Source organism: Microbacterium sp. JZ37 (assembly GCF_035188445.1).
In the GTDB taxonomy this organism is placed as follows: domain Bacteria; phylum Actinomycetota; class Actinomycetes; order Actinomycetales; family Microbacteriaceae; genus Microbacterium; species Microbacterium barkeri.
Window position 1 is genome coordinate 2768441 of record NZ_CP045253.1, and the last position, 21409, is coordinate 2789849.

Sequence of the window (21409 nt, forward strand, 5' to 3'; positions counted from 1 at the left end):
GCGAGCGGGAGACGAGCATGACCTTGAGCGAGACCGGCACGCAGGCCGCACCGGCGGCGGCGCGCGGGGCGCGCATCCGTCCGCCTCGCCCGTCGAGCAAGCCGAACGGGCAGTGGAAGATCGACGGCACCGAGCCGCTGAACGCCAACGAGCAGTTCAAGCAGGAGGACAACGGCCTCAACGTGCGCGAGCGCATCGAGACCGTCTACGCGCAGGGCGGCTTCTCCTCGATCGACCCGACCGACCTGCACGGCCGCTTCCGCTGGTGGGGCCTCTACACCCAGCGCAAGCCCGGGATCGACGGCGGCAAGACCGCGACCCTCGAGCCGCACGAGCTCGAGGACGAGTACTTCATGCTGCGGGTCCGCATCGACGGCGGCCAGCTCACGACCGAGCAGCTGCGCGTGATCGCGGGCATCTCGAACGACTTCGCGCGCGGCACGGCCGACCTCACCGACCGCCAGAACATCCAGCTGCACTGGGTGCAGGTCGAGGACATGCCGGAGATCTGGCGCCGCCTCGAGAGCGTCGGCCTGTCGACCACCGAGGCCTGCGGCGACGTCCCCCGCGTCGTCCTCGGCTCTCCCGTCGCGGGCATCGCGGCCGACGAGCTCATCGACCCGACCCCGCAGATCGACGAGATCACGCGCCGGTTCATCGGCGACCCCGAGCTCGCCAACCTCCCGCGCAAGTTCAAGACCGCGCTCACCGGCCATCCGAGCCAGGACGTCGTCCACGAGATCAACGACGTCGCGTTCGTCGCCGTCGAGCACCCCGAGCACGGCGTCGGCTACGACGTGTGGGTCGGCGGCGCGCTGTCGACCGTGCCGCGCCTCGGCGAGCGCCTCGGCGCGTGGGCCTCCCCCGACCAGGTCGCCGAGGTCTGGTACGGCGTCGCGCGCATCTTCCGCGACTACGGCTACCGTCGCCTCCGCAACAAGGCGCGTCTGAAGTTCCTCCTCGCCGACTGGGGCGTGGAGAAGTTCCGCGAGGTCCTCGAGACCGAGTACCTCGGCTACCGCCTCGCCGACGGCCCGGCCGCCCCGAAGCCGCCGACCCCCGGCGACCACATCGGCGTGCACCGCCAGAAGGACGGCCTCTTCTACGTGGGCGCGACGCCCATCGTCGGGCGCACGTCGGGCACGCAGCTCGCAGCTCTCGCCGACCTGCTCGAGGCGCACGGCTCGACGCGGCTGCGCACGACCCCGCACCAGAAGCTCGTCTTCCTCGACATCGCCGAGGACCGCGTCGAGTCGCTCATCGCCGGGCTCGACGAGCTCGGCCTCAGCGCGCGACCGAGCCTCATCCGCCGCGGCACGATCGCGTGCACGGGCATCGAGTTCTGCAAGCTCGCGATCGTCGAGACGAAGGAGAACGCGCGGATCGCCGTCCTCGAGCTCGAGAAGCGGCTCGCGGGGGTCGACCTCCCCGCGCCGCTCAGCCTGCACATCAACGGATGCCCCAACTCGTGCGCGCGCATCCAGACCGCCGACATCGGGCTCAAGGGCCAGATCATCACGGATGACGACGGCAACAAGGTCCCGGGCTACCAGGTGCACCTCGGCGGCGGGCTCACCGCCCACGACCGCGAGGAGGCCGGCCTCGGCCGCACCGTGCGCGGGCTCAAGGTCGAGGCCACCGGCATCGCCGACTACGTCGAGCGCATCGCCACCCGCTATGCGGAGAGCCGCGAGGGCGACGAGAGCTTCGCGCAGTGGGCCCACCGCGTCGATGAGGAGGTCCTGCGATGACCGTCAGCCTCGCGCCGCGTCTGCAGACGCGCCGCTCCGCCGCCGAGCTCGAGGCCCTCGCCGAGGCCGGCGCCGCCGAGCTCGGCAGCCTCACCGACCACGAGGCCACGCCCGCGCAGGTCGTCGACTGGGTCGCGCGCAACTTCGGCCTCGGCGCCGTCGCCGTCGCGTGCTCGATGGCCGACGCCGCCCTTCCGCACCTCGTCGCCGAGCAGCTGCCCGGTGTCGACGTGCTCTTCCTCGACACGGGCTACCACTTCGTCGAGACCGTCGCGACGCGCGACGAGGTCGAGCGCCGCCTCGACGTGCGCATCGTCGACGTGCTCCCCGAGCAGACCGTCGCCGAGCAGGACGCCGCGCACGGCAAGGACCTCTTCGCACGCGACCCCGCCCAGTGCTGCGCGCTGCGCAAGGTCGCCCCGCTCCACGACGCCCTGCAGGGCTACGAGGTGTGGTTCACGGGCGTGCGCCGCGAGGAGGCGCCCACGCGCGTCAACACGCCGCTCGTCACGTGGGACGCGAAGAACGGCCTCGTCAAGGTGAACCCGGTCGCCGCGTGGACGTGGGACGACCTGCAGGCCTATGCATCGCTCCACCAGGTGCCGATGAACCTCCTGCTCAACTTCGGCTATCCCTCGATCGGATGCCGCCCCTGCACGAAGCCCGTCGCCCCGGGCGAAGACCCCCGCTCCGGCCGCTGGGCCGGACTCGACAAGACCGAATGCGGACTCCACACATGAGCGACACCCTGACCGCGACCGCCGCCGCGCCGGCCACGCGCCTGAGCACGCTCGACCTGCTCGAGGCGGAGGCCATCCACGTCATCCGCGAGGTCGTCGCCGAGTTCGAGCGCCCCGTGCTGCTCTTCTCGGGCGGCAAGGACTCCGTCGTCGTGCTGCACCTCGCCGCCAAGGCGTTCCTGCCCGGGCGCGTGCCGTTCCCCGTGCTGCACGTCGACACGGGGCACAACTTCCCCGAGGTCATCCGCTTCCGCGACGAGACCGTCGAGCGCCTCGGCCTCACGCTCGAGGTCGCGAGCGTGCAGGACTATATCGACGACGGCCGCCTCCTCGAGCGCGCCGACGGCACCCGCAATCCGCTGCAGACGCAGCCGCTGCTCGACGCCATCGCGGCCGGCAAGCACGACGCGGTCTTCGGGGGCGCCCGCCGCGACGAGGACAAGGCGCGCGCCAAGGAGCGCATCTTCTCCCTCCGCGACGAGTTCGGCCAGTGGGACCCGCGCAACCAGCGCCCCGAGCTCTGGAGCCTCTACAACGGCCGCCACACGCCCGGCCAGCACGTGCGCGTCTTCCCGATCTCGAACTGGACCGAGCTCGACATCTGGCGCTACATCGAGCGCGAGGGCATCGCCCTGCCGCCCCTCTACTTCGCGCACGAGCGCGAGGTCTACCGTCGCGACGGCATGTGGATGGCCGTGGGCCCGTTCTCCGAGCCCCGTGCCGACGAGACGGTCGAGACCCGCACGGTGCGCTACCGCACGGTCGGCGACATGAGCTGCACGGGCGCCGTCGAGTCGGCCGCCTCGGGCATCTCGGACATCGTCGCCGAGGTGGCGGTGTCGACCCTCACCGAGCGCGGCGCGACCCGCGCCGACGACAGGATCAGCGAAGCGGCGATGGAAGACCGCAAGAAGGACGGCTACTTCTGATGAGCACGCTCGCCCCCTCCACCCTCTTCCGGTTCGCGACCGCCGGGTCGGTCGACGACGGCAAGTCCACGCTCGTGGGCCGGCTGCTCCACGACTCCAAGGCCATCCTCGCGGACCAGCTCGAGCAGGTCGCGCGCACCTCGCGCGAGCGCGGCTTCGCGGGCGCAGACGGCATCGACTTCGCGCTGCTCACCGACGGCCTGCGCGCCGAGCGCGAGCAGGGCATCACGATCGACGTCGCCTACCGCTACTTCGCGACCGCCGAGCGCAGCTTCATCCTCGCCGACTGCCCCGGCCACGTGCAGTACACGCGCAACATGGTCACGGGCGCCACGACGGCCGACGCCGTCGTCGTGCTCATCGACGGCCGCAAGGGCGTGCTCGAGCAGACCCGCCGGCACCTCGCCGTGACGGCGCTCCTGCGCGTCCCGCACGTCATCGTGGCGGTCAACAAGATCGACCTCCTCGGCTTCGCGGAGGACGCCTTCGCACCCGTCGAGCGCCAGGTGCGCGAGGTCACCGACGAGCTCGGCGTCGCCGACGTGCACGTGCTCCCCGTCTCCGCCCTCGAGGGCGACAACATCGTCGAGCGCTCGGCGCGCACGCCCTGGTACACGGGCCCGTCGCTCCTCGAGCTCCTCGAGCAGCTGCCGGCCGCCGACGCCGAGGAGCGCGAGCTCGAGCCGTTCCGGCTTCCCGTGCAGATCGTCCTGCGCCCGCAGGGCGCCGTCTCGCCCGAGATCGCCGCGGCCGACCCCGACGCCGTCGAGCGCCTTCGCGACTACCGCGCATCGGCCGGCCGCATCGCGTCGGGAACCGTGCGCGCGGGAGACCGCGTGCGCGTCCTGCCCGCGGGCATCTCGACCACCGTGACCGCGGTCGAGATCGCGGGCGTCGAGGTCGACGAGGCGGCCGCGCCGCAGTCGGTCGCCGTGCGCCTCGCCGACGACGTCGACGCCGCGCGCGGCAGCGTGATCGTGGCGGAGGACGCCCCGCCGCAGCTCTCGCGCGAGATCGACGCGCAGCTGTTCCTCCTCGACGAGCGCCCCCTCACGCAGGGTGCCCGCGTGCTCGTCAAGCACGGCACGAAGACCGTGCAGGCGATCGTCGACGAGATCGTCGAGCGCCGCGACCTCGACTCCCTCGCGCACGTGCCGGCCGACCAGCTCGGCGCGAACGAGATCGGCCGCGCGCGGATCCGCCTCGCCGAGGCGCTCCCCCTCGAGCCGTACAGCGTGTCCCGCCACTCGGGCTCGTTCCTCGTCATCCGGCCCGCCGACGGCCACACGATCGCCGCCGGCACCGTCCGTGACTGAGACCGCGCGCCGCGAGGGGCGCGTCACCCTCGTCGGAGCGGGTCCGGGCGACGCCGGCCTCCTCACCGTGCGCGGCCTCCGCGCGCTCGAGAGCGCCGACGTCATCGTCGCCGACCGCCTGGGCGCGCGCGGCGTGCTCGACGGCCTCGCAGCCGAGGGCATCGAGCTCCGTGCGGAGGTCATCGACGTCGGGAAGACGCCGGGCCACCATCCGATCCCGCAGGAGGCCATCTCGGAGCTGCTCGTCGAGATCGCCCTCTCCGGGCGCGACGTCGTGCGGCTCAAGGGCGGCGACCCCTTCGTGTTCGGCCGCGGCGGCGAGGAGCTGTTCCGCTGCCGCGAGGCCGGCCTGCACGTCGAGGTCGTGCCGGGCGTCACGAGCGCGAGCGCCGTGCCGGCGATCGCGAGCATCCCCCTCACGCAACGCGGGCTCGCGACCTCCTTCACGGTCGTCTCCGGGCACGAACAGATCGACGAGGTCGGCGGCGGCCGCGACCACACGGTCGTGCTGCTCATGGGCGTGGGCACCCTCCCCCATTCCGCGCATGTGCTGGGAGCCGGCCGCCGCGGCGGCGACTGCCCGGTCGCGATCGTGGAGGATGGATACGGGCCCCGGCAGCGCGTCACCTTCGGCACCCTGCAGACCATCGCGCACCAGGCCGCTCAGCGGAAGGTGCGCAACCCGGCCGTCGTCGTCATCGGCGACGTGGTCACCCTCAGCCCCTATGCACCATCCGAGCTCGTCGACGCGGTGCGTCGCGACTCCGAACGAAAGGCAGCCCTGTGAGCCTCGACAACCTGCGCGTCGCGATCGTCGGCGCGGGCCCTGCCGGGATCTACGCCGGCAACCTCCTCGCGAACGCCGTCGAGGAGGCGGGCGGATCGGTCTCGATCGACCTGCTGGAGTCGCTCCCCGCGCCCTACGGACTCATCCGCTACGGAGTCGCCCCCGACCATCCGCGCATCAAGGGCATCGTCAACTCGCTGCACGAGATGCTCGACTCGGGCCGCATCCGCTTCCTCGGCAACATCGAGGTCGGCCGCGACGTGTCGATCGAGGAGCTCCAGGAGCGGTACCACGCCGTCATCCTCGCGACCGGAGCCATCCGCGACGCGGCCCTCGACATCCCCGGCATCGACAAGGCGGGATCGTACGGCGCCGCCGACTTCGTCGCGTGGTTCGACGGCCACCCGGACGTGCCGCGCACGTGGCCGCTCGACGCGCAGCAGGTGGCGGTCATCGGCAACGGCAACGTCGCGCTCGACGTCGCCCGCGTGCTCGCGAAGCTGCCCGAGGACCTCCGCTCGACCGAGGTGCCCGACAACGTCCTCGAGGGCCTCGAGGGCTCGGCGGTGACGGATGTGCACGTGTTCGGCCGTCGCGGACCCGCCGACATCAAGTTCACGCCGATCGAGCTGCGCGAGCTCGGCGAGGTGCGCGGCGTCGACATCGTGCTCGACGACGCCGACTTCGAGGGCGTCGACCCGGCCGCGGCGCCGAACAACCAGATGAAGATCATGCTCCGCACGCTGAACTCGTGGCGCGGACGCGAGCTCACCGGCGCTCCCCGCCGCCTGCACCTCCACTTCTGGCACGCGCCCGCCGAGGTGCTCGGCGACGAGCGCGTCGAGGGCATGCGGTTCGAGCGCACGCGCGTCGAGGGCGACCGGGTCGTCGGCACGGGCGCGTTCGTCGACTACCCGCTGCAGGCCGTGTACCGCGCCGTCGGCTACTACGGCACGCGCGTCGAGGGCGCGCCGTTCGACGCCGCCCGCGGCGTCATCCCGAACGTCGAGGGCCGTGTCGACGGCGTTCCCGGCCTGTACGCCACGGGATGGATCAAGCGCGGGCCCGTCGGCCTCATCGGCCACACGAAGTCCGACGCGATGGAGACGGTCGAGCACCTCGTCGAGGACGCGGCCGCCGGATCGCTCACGGCCCCCGCGGCCGACGACGTCGTCGCGCTCCTCGACGAGCGCGACGTCGAGTACACCACGTGGCAGGGATGGCTCGCCCTCGACGCGCACGAGCGCACGCTCGGCGAGACGCACCGCCACCAGCGGGAGCGCGTCAAGGTCGTGCCCCGCGAGGAGCAGGTCGAGATCTCGCGCGCCGACGCGCTCGCACGCTCGTGACGTACGTCATCGCGCTCCCCTGCGTCGATGTCAAGGACCGCGCCTGCATCGATGAGTGCCCGGTCGACTGCATCTACGAGGGCGAGCGGTCGCTGTACATCCATCCGGACGAGTGCGTCGACTGCGGTGCGTGCGAGCCGGTGTGCCCGGTCGAGGCGATCTACTACGAGGACGACCTGCCCGACGAGTGGCAGGACTACTACAAGGCGAACGTGGAGTTCTTCGACGACATCGGCTCGCCCGGCGGGGCGTCGAAGGTCGGCGTGATCGAGAAGGACCACCCGCTCATCGCCGCCCTCCCGCCCCAGGGCGAGTAGGCCATCCGCGAAAGGCCCCGGGCTTCGGCTCGGGGCCTTCGCCGTGCCACGACGCGCCCCGGTGGCCGGGTTGCCGGTCCGTGGTGGCCGGGTCGCTGGTGGCCAGGTCGCACTTCGCGGCCTCAAACGGCCGAATACCGACGCCAACTGCGACCCGGACGGCCACGGCCACCGCCAGGTCGCAGTTCGCGGCCCCAAACGGCCGAATACCGACGCCAACTGCGACCCGGACAGCCACGGCCACCGCCAAGTCGCACGTCGCGGCCCCAAACGACCGAATACCGACGCCAACTGCGACCCGAACGGCCACGGCCACCGCCGACACCCACCGCAACCGAACGCCCACGCCACCGGCACCGCCAGGTCGCAGTTCGCGGCCCCAAACGGCCAAGTACCGACGCCAACTGCGACCCGAACGGCCACGGCCACCGCCAAGTCGCACCTCGCGGCCCCAAACGGCCAAATACCGACGCCAACTGCGACCCGAACGGCCACGGCCACCGCCAAGTCGCACCTCGCGGCCCCAAACGGCCGAATACCGACGCCAACTGCGACCCGAACAGCCACGGCCAACAGCCGCAGCCACACCACCGCCACCACCACCGCCACCACCACCGCCACCACCACCGCCACCCCCACCGGCGACACCGGACGGAGAGCACCGGACCCCGTGCCATGATCGAGGGATGCGCATCTCCGCTCGTGCCGAATACGCCGTGCGCGCGTGCGTGCTGCTCGCGCGCGCGACGGAGCGCCTCGCCTCGCCGACGATCGCATCGGACGAGGGCATCCCCGCGAAGTTCCTCGAGGGCATCCTGACGTCCCTCGTGCGGGCCGGGATCGTGTCGAGCCGTCGCGGCGCCGGCGGCGGCTACGAGCTGGCCCGCCCGGCGGCCGAGGTGACCGTGGCCGACGTCATCCGCGCTGTGGATGGTCCGCTCGTCTTCGTCCGCGATCAGCGGCCATCCGACATGGCCGAGGAGGGCGCACTCCTGCAGCTGTGGGTCGCGCTGCGGGCGAACGTGCGCAGCGTGCTCGAGGGGACGAGCCTCGCCGACCTCGCCGACGATCGGCTGCCGGCCGACGTCGCCGCGCTGACCGAGGACCCGGCCGCCTGGCAGAGCCCCTAGAGACCCGGTCTAGTCGGCGACGAGCGCAGGCTGCGCGGCCGGCGCCTCCGCGTCGGCGGCCTTCTCGGCGCGACGCGCGATGAGGTGAGCGCGCACCGACCAGGCGACCGCCGCGGCCCACACGACGGCGATCCCGACGAGCGCGAGGTTCACCGTCGCATCGCCCACCTCGAGGCTGCGCAGGATGGTCCGGGTGTTGGTCAGGACGATGATCCCGCCGACGAGGGACCCGAGGATGCGCGGCGGCAGCTTGCGCACGAGCCACGCGGCGAGGGGCGCCGCCGCGACGCCGCCCGCGAGGAGCGCGAGCACCCAGCCGAAGTCGAAGCCCGCTGAGCCGAGGCCGAGGAGGAAGCCGAGCGACGCCGCGATCGCGACGAGGAACTCGCTCGTGTCGATCGTGCCGATGACCTTGCGCGGCTCGAGACGGCCGCTCGAGAGCAGCGCCGGCGTGCCGACCGGGCCCCATCCGCCACCGCCCGAGGCGTCGAGGAAGCCGCCGACGATGCCGAGCGGCGCGAGGAAGGCGAGCGGGAGCGGCTTGTCGGTGCGGCGCTTCGGGAGGCCCTGCACGGTGAACCGGATGAGGATGTAGGTGCCGAGGGCCAGGAGGATGCCCGACGTGAGCGGCGCGGCCGCTTCCGTCGACAGTCCCGAGAGGAAGGTCGCGCCCGCGAAGGCGCCGAGCGCGCCGGGCACGCCGATCTTGAAGACGGTCTTCCAGTCGACGTTGCCGAAGCGCCAGTGCGAGATGCCCGACGCGAGCGTTGTGCCGATCTCCGCGAGGTGCACCGAGGCGCTGGCCGCGGCGGGCGCCGCGCCGATCGTGAGCAGCAGGGTCGTGGACGTGACCCCGTACGCCATGCCCAGGGCGCCGTCGACGAGCTGAGCTGCGAAGCCTGCGAGGCCGATCAGGGCGAGGAGCACGAGTGTCTGCATGCCGACGACGCTAGGGGCTATCCCCACCGTCGAGGTAGGACATTACGCGCGGCCGTAACACAGCGCGTCATACGGCGACACATGCGGTCGCCGCGGGGCTCAGCGGAGGGCGCCGACCGACGCCAGGGCCATCCGGATAAGCGAGCCGCGCCCGCCCTCCATCTCGGCGGCGAGCGCGTCCGAGGCCGCCTCGTCGGGCGTGAGCCACGTCACCTCGAGCGCATCCTGCCGCGGCTCGCACGTGCCCGTCACGGGCACGACGAACGCGAGCGACACGGCGTGCTGACGGTCGTCGTGGAACGCCGTGACGCCCGGGATCGGGAAGTACTCCGCGACCGTGAACGGCGTCGGCTGCGGCGGCAGCAGCGGGAACGCCATCGGCCCGAGGTCGTTCTCGAGATGCCGGAACAGCGCGTCGCGCACCGTCTCGCCGTAACGGACACGGCCGGAGACGATCGTGCGCTTGATCTCGCCCATGCTCGAGGCGCGCAGGAGGATCCCGACGTCGGTCACCTGGCCCACGCCATCCGTGCGCACCGGGATGGCCTCGACGTACAGCATCGGAAGGCGGCGGCGCACGGCCTCGAGCTCGAACTCGCTCAGCCAGCCCGGGTTCGACGAGCCTCCCGGCACCGCGCCGATCCCGCTCGCGCCCAGGTCGGATGGCAGCTGCGGCTCCTCGGGGAGCTCTTCGGGATCGGGGTCAGGCGTGCGGACCGGCATGCGTCCTTTCTACCCCGGATGTCGCCGACGTGCGTCACGATGGAGACCATGGAAGCGACGCCTGCTCTGGACGACGCCGTCGTGCGCTGGTCAGGAGAGCCCGACGGCCGGCCCGTGATCGTGCTGCTGCACGGCTACGGCGCCGACGAGAGCGACCTCTTCGGGCTCTCGACGATGCTGCCCGACGCCTTCGTGTACGCGGCGGTCCGCGCCCCGCTGGGGATGCCGTGGCCGCAGCCGGGCTACTCCTGGTACCCGATCGAGGGCCTCGAGGGCCGCTCGCCCGAGCGCACGACCGAGGCCGCCCACCGCTTCCTCGAGTGGGTCGACGCGGCGCTCGGGCCGGATGCCGTCGTGGGCCTCATCGGCTTCTCGCAGGGCGGCGCGATCTCGCTGCAGGCCATGCGGCTCGCACCCGAGCGCTTCGCGTTCTGCGCGAATCTCTCGGGCTACGTCACCCCGGGCGAGCTCGAGGGAGATGCGGCGCTCGCCGCGCGGCGCCCTCCCGTCTTCTGGGGCCGCGGGACGCACGACACGGTCATCCCGGAGGGGCTCATCGTGCACACGACCGACTGGCTGCCCGCGCACGCCGACCTCGCCGGGCGCATCTACCCCGGCCTCGGGCACGCCGTGTCGCCGACGGAGCTCGACGACCTGAGGGTGTTCCTCGAGAAGCGGATCTGACGCCGACCCTGGCGCGCCCGCGACGGAGTGTGTACAGTGGTCGGGTCCTGTCCCCGAGGTCTGGAGAATCCGTTGAAGCTGATCGACGCTCACGCGCTCACGCGCTGAACCGTCGACGCTCGCCGTTCTCCCTCGGAGCAACCGGGCCGGTCCTTCTCTCGGACCCGCCACGAGCCGTCCGCCGAAGTCCTTCGGCGAGCGTCCGGTGTCAGTGCATCCGCACACTCGCACACCGGAGGTCCCTCATGCCCGCTCTCACTCTCGATCACCTTTCCTTCATCTGGCCTGACGGCTCGGTCGCCCTGTCGGACGTGTCCGGCACGTTCGGCGACGGACGCACGGGCCTCGTCGGCCGGAACGGATCCGGCAAGTCCACGCTGCTGCGGCTCGCGGCCGGCGAGCTGACCCCGACCAGCGGCCATATCGTCCGCACCGGGGACATCGCCTACCTCCCCCAGCGGCTCACACTCGATGTCGACCGCCCGGTCGCCGAGCTCCTCGGCATCGCCCGTCCGCTCGCCGCGTTGCGCGCGATCGAGTCGGGCGACGTCGACCCGGCCCACTTCGACGCCGTCGGAGACGACTGGGACATCGAGTCGCGCGCGCACGCCGCGCTCGCCGACGCCGGGCTCCCGCCCGAGGCGCTCGACCGCACGGTCGGGAGCCTCTCGGGAGGCGAGGCCGTCCTCGTGGCGATCGCGGGCATCCGCCTGCGCTCCGCCGCGATCACCCTGCTCGACGAGCCGACCAACAACCTCGACCGCGACGCGCGCCTCCGGCTGCACGACATGGTGCGGGGATGGCGCGGCGCGCTCGTCGTCGTGTCGCACGATCTCGAGCTGCTCGAGCTCATGGACGACACCGCCGAGCTGTACCGCGACGAGCTCAGCGTGTTCGGCGGCCCCTACTCCGCGTGGCGAGCGTGGCTCGACGCGGAGCAGGAGGCCGCCGCGCAGGCCGAGCGCGACGCCGACAAGGCGCTCAGGAAGGAGAAGCGCCAGCGCATCGAGTCCGAGGTCAAGCTCGCCCGCCGCGCACGCACCGCGCGGAAGGCCGAGGCCGAGAAGCGCGTCCCGAAGATCGTCTCGCACGGCCGGCGGATGGCCGCTGAGGTGTCAGCGGGTCGTCTCAGCACCGAGATGCGCGAGAAGGAGTCAGCGGCCCGGGAGGCGCACGAGGCCGCGGAACGGCGCCTGCGCGACGACGACGCGGTGCGCATCGACCTGCCCGATCCGGGTGTGGCCGCCGGGCGCCGCGTCGCGACGATCGGCGACGGCGAGCGCTCGTGGGTCGTGCAGGGCCCCGAGCGCATCGCCCTGACCGGTCCGAACGGGGCAGGCAAGTCGACGCTGCTGCGGAGGCTGCTCGGCCTTCCGGTCGCGTGGTGCGACGAGGCCGTTCCGACGCCGGACGCCGAGCAGGCACGGCCCGGCGCCGGCCTGCACGCCGCGCTCCACGTCGAGCACGTCGGGTACCTGCCGCAGCGGGTCGACGGTCTCGTCGAGGAGGCGTCGGTGCTCGACGCCGTGCGCGCGGCCGCGCCGGACACACCCGACCGCGAGCTGCGGAACCGCCTCGCGCGGTTCCTCCTGCGCGGAGCGACCGTCGAGCGCCCGGTGCGGAGCCTCTCGGGCGGCGAGCGCTTCCGCGTGGCGCTCGCGCGGCTGCTGCTGGCCGATCCGCCGCCGCAGCTGCTCGTGCTCGACGAGCCGACCAACAACCTCGACATCGACACGGCCGAGCAGCTGCTCGACGCGCTCCGCGCCTACCGGGGCGCGGTGCTCATCGTGAGCCACGACGAGTCCTTCCTCGCGCGGCTCGCTCCCGATGCGGTGCTCGAGCTGCGCGACGGCCGGCTGTCCGAGCGCGAGCTGGCCCCGGTCGCCTGACGGGCGACCGGCGAGGTGACGGCGGCGGCGCAGGCCGCCGCCGTCACCCGGTCACCACCAGTAGCCGTCGGAGGTGACCGTCACGGCGTCGCCGTCGATCTCGATGCCGCCGCTGAAGGAGATGTCGCGCTCCTCCGTGACCTCCTCATCGTCCGAGAAGAACCCGGAGTCGATGTAGGTCGCCTCGGCGACGCCCTCCGAGGCGGTGAAGTACGTGCCGTCCTCCGCGATCTCGATCGACGGGTACGTCGCGATGCTCCACGTCACCGGGGTGTCGTCCGGATACACGTACACCTGGAACGGGCAGTCCTCGGGCTGCCCGACCGTCTGCTCGGCGCATTCGTCGAGGAGCGCCTTCACCTGCGCGTCGACCTCGTCCTGGAGCGCCGACGTCGGGCGGAAGTCGATCTCGGCGGCGCCGCCCTCGAAGCCCGCCGGACCTGCCGCGATCACGCGGACCGGATCGGCCTCGAAGAACGCCGACGAGGCGGGCTCGACGTCGTACGCGCCCGGATACACCGCGACGGTCGCCTGTCCGGACTCGTCGAACGGCACGTCCACGCCGCCGATCCGCGCTCCCCCGCCGTCGGCGTACACGAAGACCTCGGTCAGCAGCGGTGTCGCGACGCGCCAGCGCTCGAGCACGAGCCACTCGTTGTCGAGACGCTCCACCTCCAGCGACGCGCTCTGCTCGACGCCGTCGAGGCGGTAGGTCACGTCGACGTATCGCACGTCGCCTTCGCCCGCACCGTCCGCGACCTCGACGTCGGAGATGCGCTCCGCCGCGGCCGACAGCACCTCGTCGGTGAGGAACGCGCGCTCGGCGTTCGAGACGTTCGGGTCGACGAGCGCACTCGCGGCCTCCGCCTGTCCGTCGGCGATGAGGCCGACGTACTGCTCGACGGCGGCGGCGGGCCCCCGGCCGGCGTTCACGACCGACAGCGCGACGGCCGCGCCGACGCCGAGCACCGCCACCAGGGCCACGGCCCCGCCCGTCCACGCGAGCGCCTTCTTCGTGCGCGGGCTCATCGGAGCCGGCGGCGCCGGCGGCGCGGCCGGAGCCGTCACCGCGGCCTCGCCGGCAGGGCCGCCCGCGACCGGCGCCGGCGCGCCCCCCGAGAGCCAGGTCGCGACGGCCGCGCGCCCGCCGATGACCTCGAGCAGGCGAGGCGAGAGCCCGTACACGACCGCCGGCAGCACCTGCGCCCCGAACGAGATCGCGGCGGCCCACACGAGGAGGACGAGCAGCGACCACCACGCGATCGACAGGGCGACCGTCCCCTCGCCGGAGAAGAACATCATGCTGCCTGCCCCCGCGGCCGACGCGCCGAACAGCAGCAGCGCGAACACGATCCATCCGATCAGCGCGCCAGCCGGCAGCTGCCACATCCGCGCGAGGTCGACCTGCGCGCCGCGCGGCCGCCGCACTCCGATGCGCACCGCTGCGAGAACCGCCGTGACGAGCGCGACGAGCACGGCGAGCCACAGCCACCACTGGCCCGCGCCGAACACCGTGTAGAGCTCGCTCGCGCCGCCGAAGCCGCTCGTGCCGGCGCTCGCCTCGATGCCGCCCAGCTGGGCGATCACCGCAAGGGCCGCGGCGACGTTCAGGCAGAAGACGAGAAGGAGCGGGATGGCGCCGGCCATGTCCTGCTGGACGAGCCCGATCGCGCCGCCGATGATCGCGAGCGGGGTGAACACGACCGCGAAGATCGTCGCGACCACGAGCGGCTCGCGGATGATCGCCGGAAGCGCCGCGACGTTCCGGCGGATGGCCGCCACCGGGCCTTCGCCCTGCGCCGTGCGGCGCCCGAGCTCGCGACCGAGGAAGCCGGCCGCGGTGAGGAGGAGCGTGCCGACCGCGACGAGCCGGAAGCCCGCGCTCGTCAGCAGGAAGGATGATCCCGCCTCCTCGACGCGCGGCGACAGGATCGCGACGAGCAGGAGCAGGACGAGCGACGCGGCGAGTCCCGCCGCGGCGCTCGCGATGAGCCGATGCCACACGGTCTGCTGCGGATCGCGGCGTTCGAGACGCCACGACCACCACGCGGTCACGACGAGGACCGCGAGGGTGAGGACGAGCGGGAAGACCCACGCGGATCCGCCGCCGGACGCGCTGAACATGCCGGCGGATCCGCCCAGCTGCACGCTGATCTCGCCGCCCAGGACGAGTCCGGCGCACACGAAGACGAAGCCGATGAGCACGCCAGCGCCGGCGTCAGGCGAGGCGCTCGAGCCGCCCATGCTCTCGAGCGCGTCGGCGAGGGGCGCGAGCGCGGCGAGGGCGAGCAGGAGGCCGGCGACGATCGTCGTGCCGAGGGCGATCCCCGCAGTCGTGAGCGCGCCGATGAGCAGGGTCCGCGGCAGCTGCGTCGGGCGCAGCGACGGGAGGACCGCCGCAGGTGCGGCGGGTGCGGCGGCGTCGGGCGACGCGGCCTGCGGGGGCTCCGGCGGTCCGGGCTGAGGCGGCAGCGGCGGGACGGGCGGCGCCGGCGGATGAGGCGGGCCGGGCTCGACGGGCGGCTCGGGCTGGCCGGGCTCGACCGGCGGTTCGGGAGCCGGTTCGACGGGCGGGGCCGGCGCGGGCTCCGGCTCGACCGGCGGCGCAGGCTCCGGCTCGACCGGCGGGATGGGCTCCGGCTCGACCGGCGGAACCGGCGGCTCGGGCTGGACGTCGTCCGAGGACGGCGGATGGTCGTTCATGGTCATGTGATTCCCCCCTCGTGGTGCGCGATCGCGCTCCTTAGACATATCGGTGTCCGCCGACACCGCGCAATTCCGATGACACCGATATCCGGCTCGTCCGCCCGCTCCCGCGTCGCCGCGGGAGCCGGAGAATCCGCCGAGAGAAGGACGATCCGTCAGCATCCGTCCTGCGATGGGCGGATCTTCCTGCTCCGGGTCGGGTGAACCGGACCGCGATCGACCGAGCCGGATGTCGGCGGTCCGGGAGAGGATGGATGCGTGGATGTGCTCGATCGGTTCGGCGAGGCGACGCGGGAGTGGTTCCGCGGCGCGTTCGCGGCGCCGACCGACGCCCAGCGCGGCGCGTGGGATGCCGTCTCGAAGGGCCGCCACGCCCTCGTCGTCGCGCCCACGGGCTCCGGCAAGACCCTGTCGTCGTTCCTGTGGGCGATCGACCAGGTGTTCCGCGAGAAGGCGCAGGACGACGCCGAGCGCACGCGCATCCTCTACGTCTCGCCGCTCAAGGCCCTCGGCGTCGACGTCGAGCGCAACCTGCGCTCGCCGCTCGTCGGCATCGCGCAGGCGGCGCGGCGTCTCGGGATCGAGGCGCCGACCGTGAGCGTGGGGGTGCGCTCGGGCGACACCCCGTCGGCCGACCGGCAGCGGCTCGTCCGGCACCCGCCGGACATCCTCATCACGACGCCCGAGTCGCTCTACCTCATGCTCACGAGCCAGGCGCGGGAGACCCTGCGCGGCGTGCACACCGTGATCGTCGACGAGGTCCACGCGGTCGCGGCGACCAAGCGCGGCGCCCACCTCGCGGTGAGCCTCGAGCGTCTCGACGAGCTGCTCGAGCGGCCCGCGCAGCGCATCGGGCTGTCGGCGACCGTGCGCCCCATCGACGAGGTCGCGCGGTTCCTCGGCGGGTCGGCCCCCGTCGAGATCGTCGCGCCGAAGGCGTCGAAGACCTTCGAGCTGTCGGTGACGGTGCCGATCGACGACATGCAGAACCCGCCGCCGGCCGCGGGCAGCGCGCCGCCATCCGGCGCCGAGCAGGGCGAGGACGGCGAGGACTGGTTCCTGCCCGAGACCACCGAGATCACCGGGTCGGTCTGGCCGCACGTCGAGGAGGCGATCGTCGACCGCGTGCTCGCGCACCGCTCGACGATCGTCTTCGCCAACTCGCGGCGTCTCGCCGAGCGCCTGACGGGCCGCCTCAACGAGATCTACGCCGAGCGCCTGGGCCTCGATCTGCCCGATCCCGCCCTCCCCGCCGCGATGATGGCCCAGGCCGGCCAGACGGCGGGCGCCGAGCCCGTGCTCGCCAAGGCGCACCACGGGTCCGTCTCGAAGGAGCAGCGCGCCGTCGTCGAGGAGGAGCTCAAGTCGGGTGCGCTGCGGTGCGTCGTCGCGACGAGCAGCCTCGAGCTCGGCATCGACATGGGCGCGGTCGACCTCGTCATCCAGGTCGAGGCGCCGCCGAGCGCCGCGAGCGGCCTCCAGCGGGTCGGCCGCGCGGGCCATCAGGTCGGCGAGATCAGCCGCGCTGCGCTGTTCCCGAAGCATCGCGGCGACGTGCTGCACACCGCGATCGTCACCGAGCGGATGCTCCACGGCCAGATCGAGGCGATCGCCGTCCCGCAGAACCCGCTCGACATCCTCGCCCAGCAGACGGTCGCGGCCTCCGCGCTCGGCGAGATCGAGGTCGAGCGGTGGTACGAGATCGTCCGGCGCAGCGCCCCGTTCCGCACCCTGCCGCGCAGCGCGTTCGAGGCGACGCTCGACCTGCTCGCCGGCCGCTACCCCTCCGACGAGTTCGCCGAGCTGCGGCCCCGCGTCGTGTGGGACCGCGACGCCGGCACGATCGCCGGGCGCCCCGGCTCGCAGCGCCTCGCCGTCACGAGCGGCGGGACGATCCCCGACCGCGGCCTGTTCGGGGTCTTCATCGCGGGCGAGACCCGCAACGCGCGCGTCGGCGAGCTCGACGAGGAGATGGTCTACGAGTCGCGCGTGAACGACGTCTTCACGCTGGGGACGACGAGCTGGCGCATCGTCGAGATCACGCACGACCGCGTCAACGTGCTGCCCGCGTTCGGCCAGCCCGGCAAGGTCCCGTTCTGGCACGGAGACGGGCTAGGCCGCCCCGCCGAGCTCGGCGAGGCCCTCGGCCGCTTCTCGCGCGAGATCACGAGCGCTCCCGCCGACCGCGCGGAGCAGCGCCTCATCGAGGCCGGCCTCGACGAGAAGGCGCGCGGCAACCTCCTCGCGTACCTCGCCGAGCAGCGCGAGGCGACCGGAACGCTGCCGACCGACCGCACGCTGACCGTCGAGCGCGGGCGTGACGAGGTCGGCGACTGGCGGATCATCCTGCATTCCCCCTACGGCATGCACGTGCACTCGCCGTGGGCCCTTGCCGTCAACGCGCGCATCCGCGAGCGCCTCGGCGTCGAGGGATCCGCCGTCGCGAGCGACGACGGCATCATCGCGCGCATCCCCGACACCGAGTCCGAGCCGCCTGGCGCCGAGCTGTTCGTGTTCGACCCCGACGAGCTCGAGCAGATCGTCACCGACGAGGTCGGCGGCTCCGCGCTCTTCGCGTCGCGGTTCCGCGAGTGCGCGGCACGCGCCCTCCTCATGCCGCGTCTCAACCCGGGCAAGCGCATGCCGCTGTGGCAGCAGCGCCAGCGCTCGGCTGCGCTGCTCGAGGTGGCCAAGCGCCACCCGACCTTCCCGATCATCCTCGAGACCCTCCGCGAGGTCCTCCAGGATGTCTACGACCTGCCCGCGCTGCTCCGCGTCGCGCGCGGGATCGGCGAGCGGCGCATCCGGCTCATCGAGACCGAGCCGTCCCAGCCGTCGCCCTTCGCGCGCGATCTGCTCTTCGGCTACGTCGGCGCGTTCATGTACGAGGGCGACTCCCCGCTCGCCGAGCGGCGCGCCGCCGCCCTGTCCGTCGACCCCGCGCTCCTGAGCGAGCTGCTCGGCAAGGTCGAGATGCGCGAGCTGCTCGACCCCGACGTGCTCGCGCAGTACGAGGCCGAGGCGCAGCGGCTCGCACCCGACCGCCGCGCGCACGGCGTCGAGGGCACGGCCGACCTGCTGCGCGTGCTGGGTCCGCTCGCGGCCGACGAGGTCGCCGCGCGCCTGGAGGACGCCGCCGACGCGCCCGCGCACCTCGCCGCCCTCGTCGATGCGCGTCGCGCCATCCGCGTGCAGATCGCGGGAGCCGACCGCTTCGCGGCGATCGAGGATGCCGGACGCCTCCGCGACGGGCTGGGCACCGCGCTCCCCGTCGGCATCCCGGTCGCCTTCCTCGAGCCGGTCGCCGATCCGCTCGCCGACCTCGTGTCGCGGTACGCGCGCACCCACGGGCCGTTCACGACCGACGCCGTCGCGACCCGTCTCGGTGTCGGCGCTGCGGTCGCGCGCCACACGCTGCAGCGACTCGAGGCGCAGGGTCGACTGTCCAGCGGGTTCTTCCTGCCCGAGCGCGACGGCGTGCCGCTGTCCGACGAGGTGGAGTGGTGCGATGCGGAGGCGCTGCGGCGCATCCGGATGCGCTCGCTCGCGGCGCTGCGCGGAAGCGTCGAGCCGGTCGCGCCCGACGCCTACGCGCGCTTCCTCCCCGACTGGCAGCACATCGTGCGCCCGCTCGAGGGGATCGACGGCGTCGTCGCGGTCGTCGACCAGCTCGCCGGCGTCCCCATCCCGGCGAGCGCCTGGGAGTCGCTCGTCCTGCCCTCGCGCGTGCGCGACTACGCGCCGTCCATGCTCGACGAGCTCACCGCGACCGGAGAGGTCGTCTGGTCAGGGCACGGATCCCTGCCGGGGCGAGACGGATGGATCGCGCTGCACCCCGCAGACGCGGCCTCGTTCACGGTCCCCGACGTCGACGGCGAGCTCGCCGAGGGCTCGCTCGAGGCGCAGCTCGTCGCCGCGCTCGCGGGCGGAGGCGCCTACTTCGCGAGCCAGCTGCGCGAGGCGACGGGAGCCGAGAACGAGCAGTCGGTCGTGGAGGCGCTCTGGAACCTCGTCTGGACGGGGCGCGTGACGAACGACACGTTCGCGCCGCTGCGCACGCTCCTCGGCGGCGGCTCGCAGAGCCACAAGGTCGCGCGCCGCACCCCCCGCGCGCGGATGTACCGAGGAGCGACCTTCCGCCCGACGACGTCGGCGCCGCCGCGGCCGCCCGCGCTCGGCGGACGCTGGTCGCTCGTCCCCCGGCCCGAGCCGGATGCCGCGGCGCGCGCCACCGCGAGCGCTTCGCTCCTCCTCGACCGCTACGGCGTCGTCACGCGCGGATCGGTGCAGAGCGAGCAGGTGCCGGGCGGCTTCGCGCAGGTCTACCGCATCCTCGCCGGCTTCGAGCAGGCCGGCCACTGCCGACGCGGCTACCTCATCGAGCAGCTCGGCGCGGCGCAGTTCGCGGCGTCCTCGACGATCGACCGGCTCCGCCAGTTCGCCGCCGTGCCCGAGCCCGCTCCGCTGCGCGCGCTCACCCTCGCGGCGACCGACCCCGCGAACCCCTACGGCGCGGCACTCGGATGGCCCGCGCTCGAGGCCGTCAAGCACCGCCCGGGCCGCAAGGCGGGCGGCCTCGTCGTGCTCGTCGACGGCGCCCTCGTCCTGTACCTCGAGCGCGGCGGACGCACGGTGCTCCAGTTCGCCGACGACGAGGAGGTGCTCGCCGCGGCGTGCCGAGACCTCGTCGCGACCGCACGATCGCGGCGGCTGGAGACCCTCACCGTCGAGCAGGTCAACGGCGAGTTCGTCTTCGGGACGACGCTCGGCCGGGCTCTGCGCGCAGCGGGGTTCGTCGAGTCGACGAAGGGCCTCACGCTGCGCCGGGAGCGCGGCTGATGCCCGAGGGCGACACCGTCCACCGCGCAGCGCGTCGACTGCACGCCGCCCTCGCCGGCCGCGTGGTCACGCGGTTCGACCTCCGCGTGCCGCAGGCGGCGACCGCCGACCTGCGCGGCGAGACCGTGCACGAGGTCGTCGCGCGCGGCAAGCACGTCCTCCACCGCATCGGCGAGCACACGCTGCACACGCACCTGCGGATGGAGGGCGAGTGGCATGTGTACGCGCAGGGCGCCCGCTGGCGCCGCCCGGCCTACCAGGCGCGCGCGATCGTCTCGGCACCCGGCGTCGAGACGGTCGGATTCGAGCTCGGCATCGTCGAGCTGCTGCTCACGCGCGACGAGGAGGCGGCGGTCGGCTACCTCGGACCCGACCCGCTCGCCCCCGACTGGGACCCGGACGAGGCCGCGCGGCGCCTCGCCGCCGACACACGCGCGGCGCACGTCGCGCTCCTCGACCAGCGCAACGTCGCCGGGTTCGGCACGGAGTACGTGAACGAGCTGCTCTTCCTGCGCGGCATCGCCCCCACGCGCCCGATGTCCGAGGTCGACACCGCGGCCCTCGTCGCGCTCGGCGCGCGGACCATCCGGCGCAACGTCGATCAGCGCACGCGCTCGTTCACGGGGGATGCGCGGCCCGGCCGGGCGATGTGGGTCTACGGGCGCGACCGGCAGCCGTGCCGTCGCTGCGGGACGCCTATCCGCAAGACCGCGATGGGGCCCGACCCGACCCGCGAGCGCCGCGTGTACTGGTGCCCACGCTGCCAGCCGGAGGCCGACGACGGCCGATCAGCGGCGTGATCCTGCCAGATGCGAGCGGATCGCGCGGCGGCCATCCGGCTCGCCGATAGCGTGCGTGCCATGACGAACTCCGCAGCCGCCGCCCACTTCCGCGCGAAGCTCTCCTTCGAGACCGACCCGTCCGACGTCTTCGCCGACCAGCAGGCGGGCGCCGCGTTCGCCCTCGTCGACACCCGCTCGCAGGCCGCCTGGGATCAGGGTCATGCGGTGGGCGCGATCCACCTGCCCACGCGCGAGATCGCCGCGCGAGCTTCGGCCGAGATCCCGCACGGCACTCCGGTCGTCGTGTACTGCTGGAGCCCGGGCTGCAACGGCGGACACAAGGCCGCGCTCGCGTTCGCGCAGCTCGGCTACGACGTGCGCCTCATGATCGGCGGCTTCGAGTACTGGGCGCGCGAGGGCTATCCCGTCGAGAGCGCCGACGGCCCGGTCGTCCGCGCGGCCGATCCGCTCGTCGCGCCGGTCGCCGCGCCGTCCTGCGCCTGCTGACAGCGAGACGGCCCCGGCTGA

16 protein-coding genes are annotated in these 21409 nt (G+C 73.3%); 13 read left to right on the plus strand and 3 right to left on the minus strand.

Translation table 11 applies throughout. The features are described 5' to 3' along the window. The first annotated feature begins 17 nt into the window (after positions 1–17). From GC092_RS12850 to GC092_RS12885, 8 genes are all read left to right on the plus strand, one after another. A complete protein-coding gene (locus tag GC092_RS12850) occupies positions 18–1751 on the plus strand; it encodes a nitrite/sulfite reductase (protein WP_324012380.1) in 1734 nt (577 codons plus the stop codon). Then, on the plus strand, positions 1748–2491 hold the full coding sequence (locus tag GC092_RS12855; protein WP_271174430.1) for a phosphoadenylyl-sulfate reductase: 744 nt from the start codon (positions 1748–1750) through the stop codon (positions 2489–2491). The genes GC092_RS12850 and GC092_RS12855 overlap by 4 nt, the downstream gene beginning before the upstream one ends. Continuing rightward, positions 2488–3420 carry a sulfate adenylyltransferase subunit CysD gene (gene cysD, locus GC092_RS12860; protein WP_271174429.1) on the plus strand — a complete coding sequence of 311 codons (933 nt, stop codon included), beginning with the start codon at positions 2488–2490 and terminating at the stop codon, positions 3418–3420. The genes GC092_RS12855 and cysD overlap by 4 nt, the downstream gene beginning before the upstream one ends. After that, positions 3420–4736 carry a sulfate adenylyltransferase subunit CysN gene (locus tag GC092_RS12865; RefSeq protein ID WP_324012381.1) on the plus strand — a complete coding sequence of 439 codons (1317 nt, stop codon included), beginning with the start codon at positions 3420–3422 and terminating at the stop codon, positions 4734–4736. Before cysD ends, GC092_RS12865 begins: the two co-directional genes overlap by 1 nt. Further along, the gene (cobA, locus tag GC092_RS12870; RefSeq protein WP_324012383.1) at positions 4729–5523 is read left to right on the plus strand and encodes a uroporphyrinogen-III C-methyltransferase; all 795 of its coding nucleotides are present in this window, start codon (positions 4729–4731) and stop codon (positions 5521–5523) included. Before GC092_RS12865 ends, cobA begins: the two co-directional genes overlap by 8 nt. Continuing rightward, positions 5520–6872, plus strand: coding sequence for an FAD-dependent oxidoreductase (locus GC092_RS12875; RefSeq protein WP_271174427.1), 1353 nt, complete (start codon positions 5520–5522; stop codon positions 6870–6872). The genes cobA and GC092_RS12875 overlap by 4 nt, the downstream gene beginning before the upstream one ends. After that, on the plus strand, positions 6869–7189 hold the full coding sequence (gene fdxA / locus GC092_RS12880; RefSeq protein ID WP_271172157.1) for a ferredoxin: 321 nt from the start codon (positions 6869–6871) through the stop codon (positions 7187–7189). The genes GC092_RS12875 and fdxA overlap by 4 nt, the downstream gene beginning before the upstream one ends. A 686-nt stretch (positions 7190–7875) precedes the next feature. After that, positions 7876–8319, plus strand: coding sequence for an RrF2 family transcriptional regulator (locus GC092_RS12885; protein WP_271174752.1), 444 nt, complete (start codon positions 7876–7878; stop codon positions 8317–8319). A 9-nt stretch (positions 8320–8328) separates the two neighbouring features. Here the strand turns inward: GC092_RS12885 and GC092_RS12890 are convergent, their stop codons facing one another. Beyond that, positions 8329–9258 (minus strand): sulfite exporter TauE/SafE family protein, encoded by a 930-nt coding sequence (locus GC092_RS12890; RefSeq protein ID WP_324012387.1) that lies wholly within the window; start codon positions 9256–9258, stop codon positions 8329–8331. Between the two features lie 99 nt (positions 9259–9357). Next, on the minus strand, positions 9358–9981 hold the full coding sequence (locus GC092_RS12895; protein ID WP_271174750.1) for an NUDIX hydrolase family protein: 624 nt from the start codon (positions 9979–9981) through the stop codon (positions 9358–9360). Between the two features lie 48 nt (positions 9982–10029). Here GC092_RS12895 and GC092_RS12900 point away from each other — a divergent pair, with 48 nt between their 5' ends. Together GC092_RS12900 and GC092_RS12905 are read left to right on the plus strand one after the other, a co-directional pair. Beyond that, positions 10030–10665 (plus strand): alpha/beta hydrolase, encoded by a 636-nt coding sequence (locus GC092_RS12900; protein ID WP_324012389.1) that lies wholly within the window; start codon positions 10030–10032, stop codon positions 10663–10665. Between the two features lie 245 nt (positions 10666–10910). Beyond that, positions 10911–12554 (plus strand): ABC-F family ATP-binding cassette domain-containing protein, encoded by a 1644-nt coding sequence (locus GC092_RS12905; protein ID WP_324012390.1) that lies wholly within the window; start codon positions 10911–10913, stop codon positions 12552–12554. Positions 12555–12605: 51 nt separating this feature from the next. Here GC092_RS12905 and GC092_RS12910 read toward each other — a convergent pair whose 3' ends face one another. After that, entirely contained in the window at positions 12606–15263 is a 2658-nt protein-coding gene (locus GC092_RS12910) for a hypothetical protein (RefSeq protein ID WP_324012391.1), read from the minus strand. 255 nt (positions 15264–15518) lie between these two features. On the opposite strand from GC092_RS12910, the gene GC092_RS12915 reads away from it, so the two are divergent. The 3 genes from GC092_RS12915 to GC092_RS12925 are packed head-to-tail and all read left to right on the plus strand — an operon-like array spanning position 15519 to position 21388. Beyond that, positions 15519–20099 carry an ATP-dependent helicase gene (locus tag GC092_RS12915; RefSeq protein WP_324012393.1) on the plus strand — a complete coding sequence of 1527 codons (4581 nt, stop codon included), beginning with the start codon at positions 15519–15521 and terminating at the stop codon, positions 20097–20099. Next, positions 20099–20899 (plus strand): DNA-formamidopyrimidine glycosylase family protein, encoded by an 801-nt coding sequence (locus tag GC092_RS12920; RefSeq protein WP_324012395.1) that lies wholly within the window; start codon positions 20099–20101, stop codon positions 20897–20899. The genes GC092_RS12915 and GC092_RS12920 overlap by 1 nt, the downstream gene beginning before the upstream one ends. A 60-nt stretch (positions 20900–20959) precedes the next feature. Continuing rightward, entirely contained in the window at positions 20960–21388 is a 429-nt protein-coding gene (locus GC092_RS12925) for a rhodanese-like domain-containing protein (protein ID WP_324012397.1), read from the plus strand. Positions 21389–21409 lie beyond the last annotated feature (21 nt).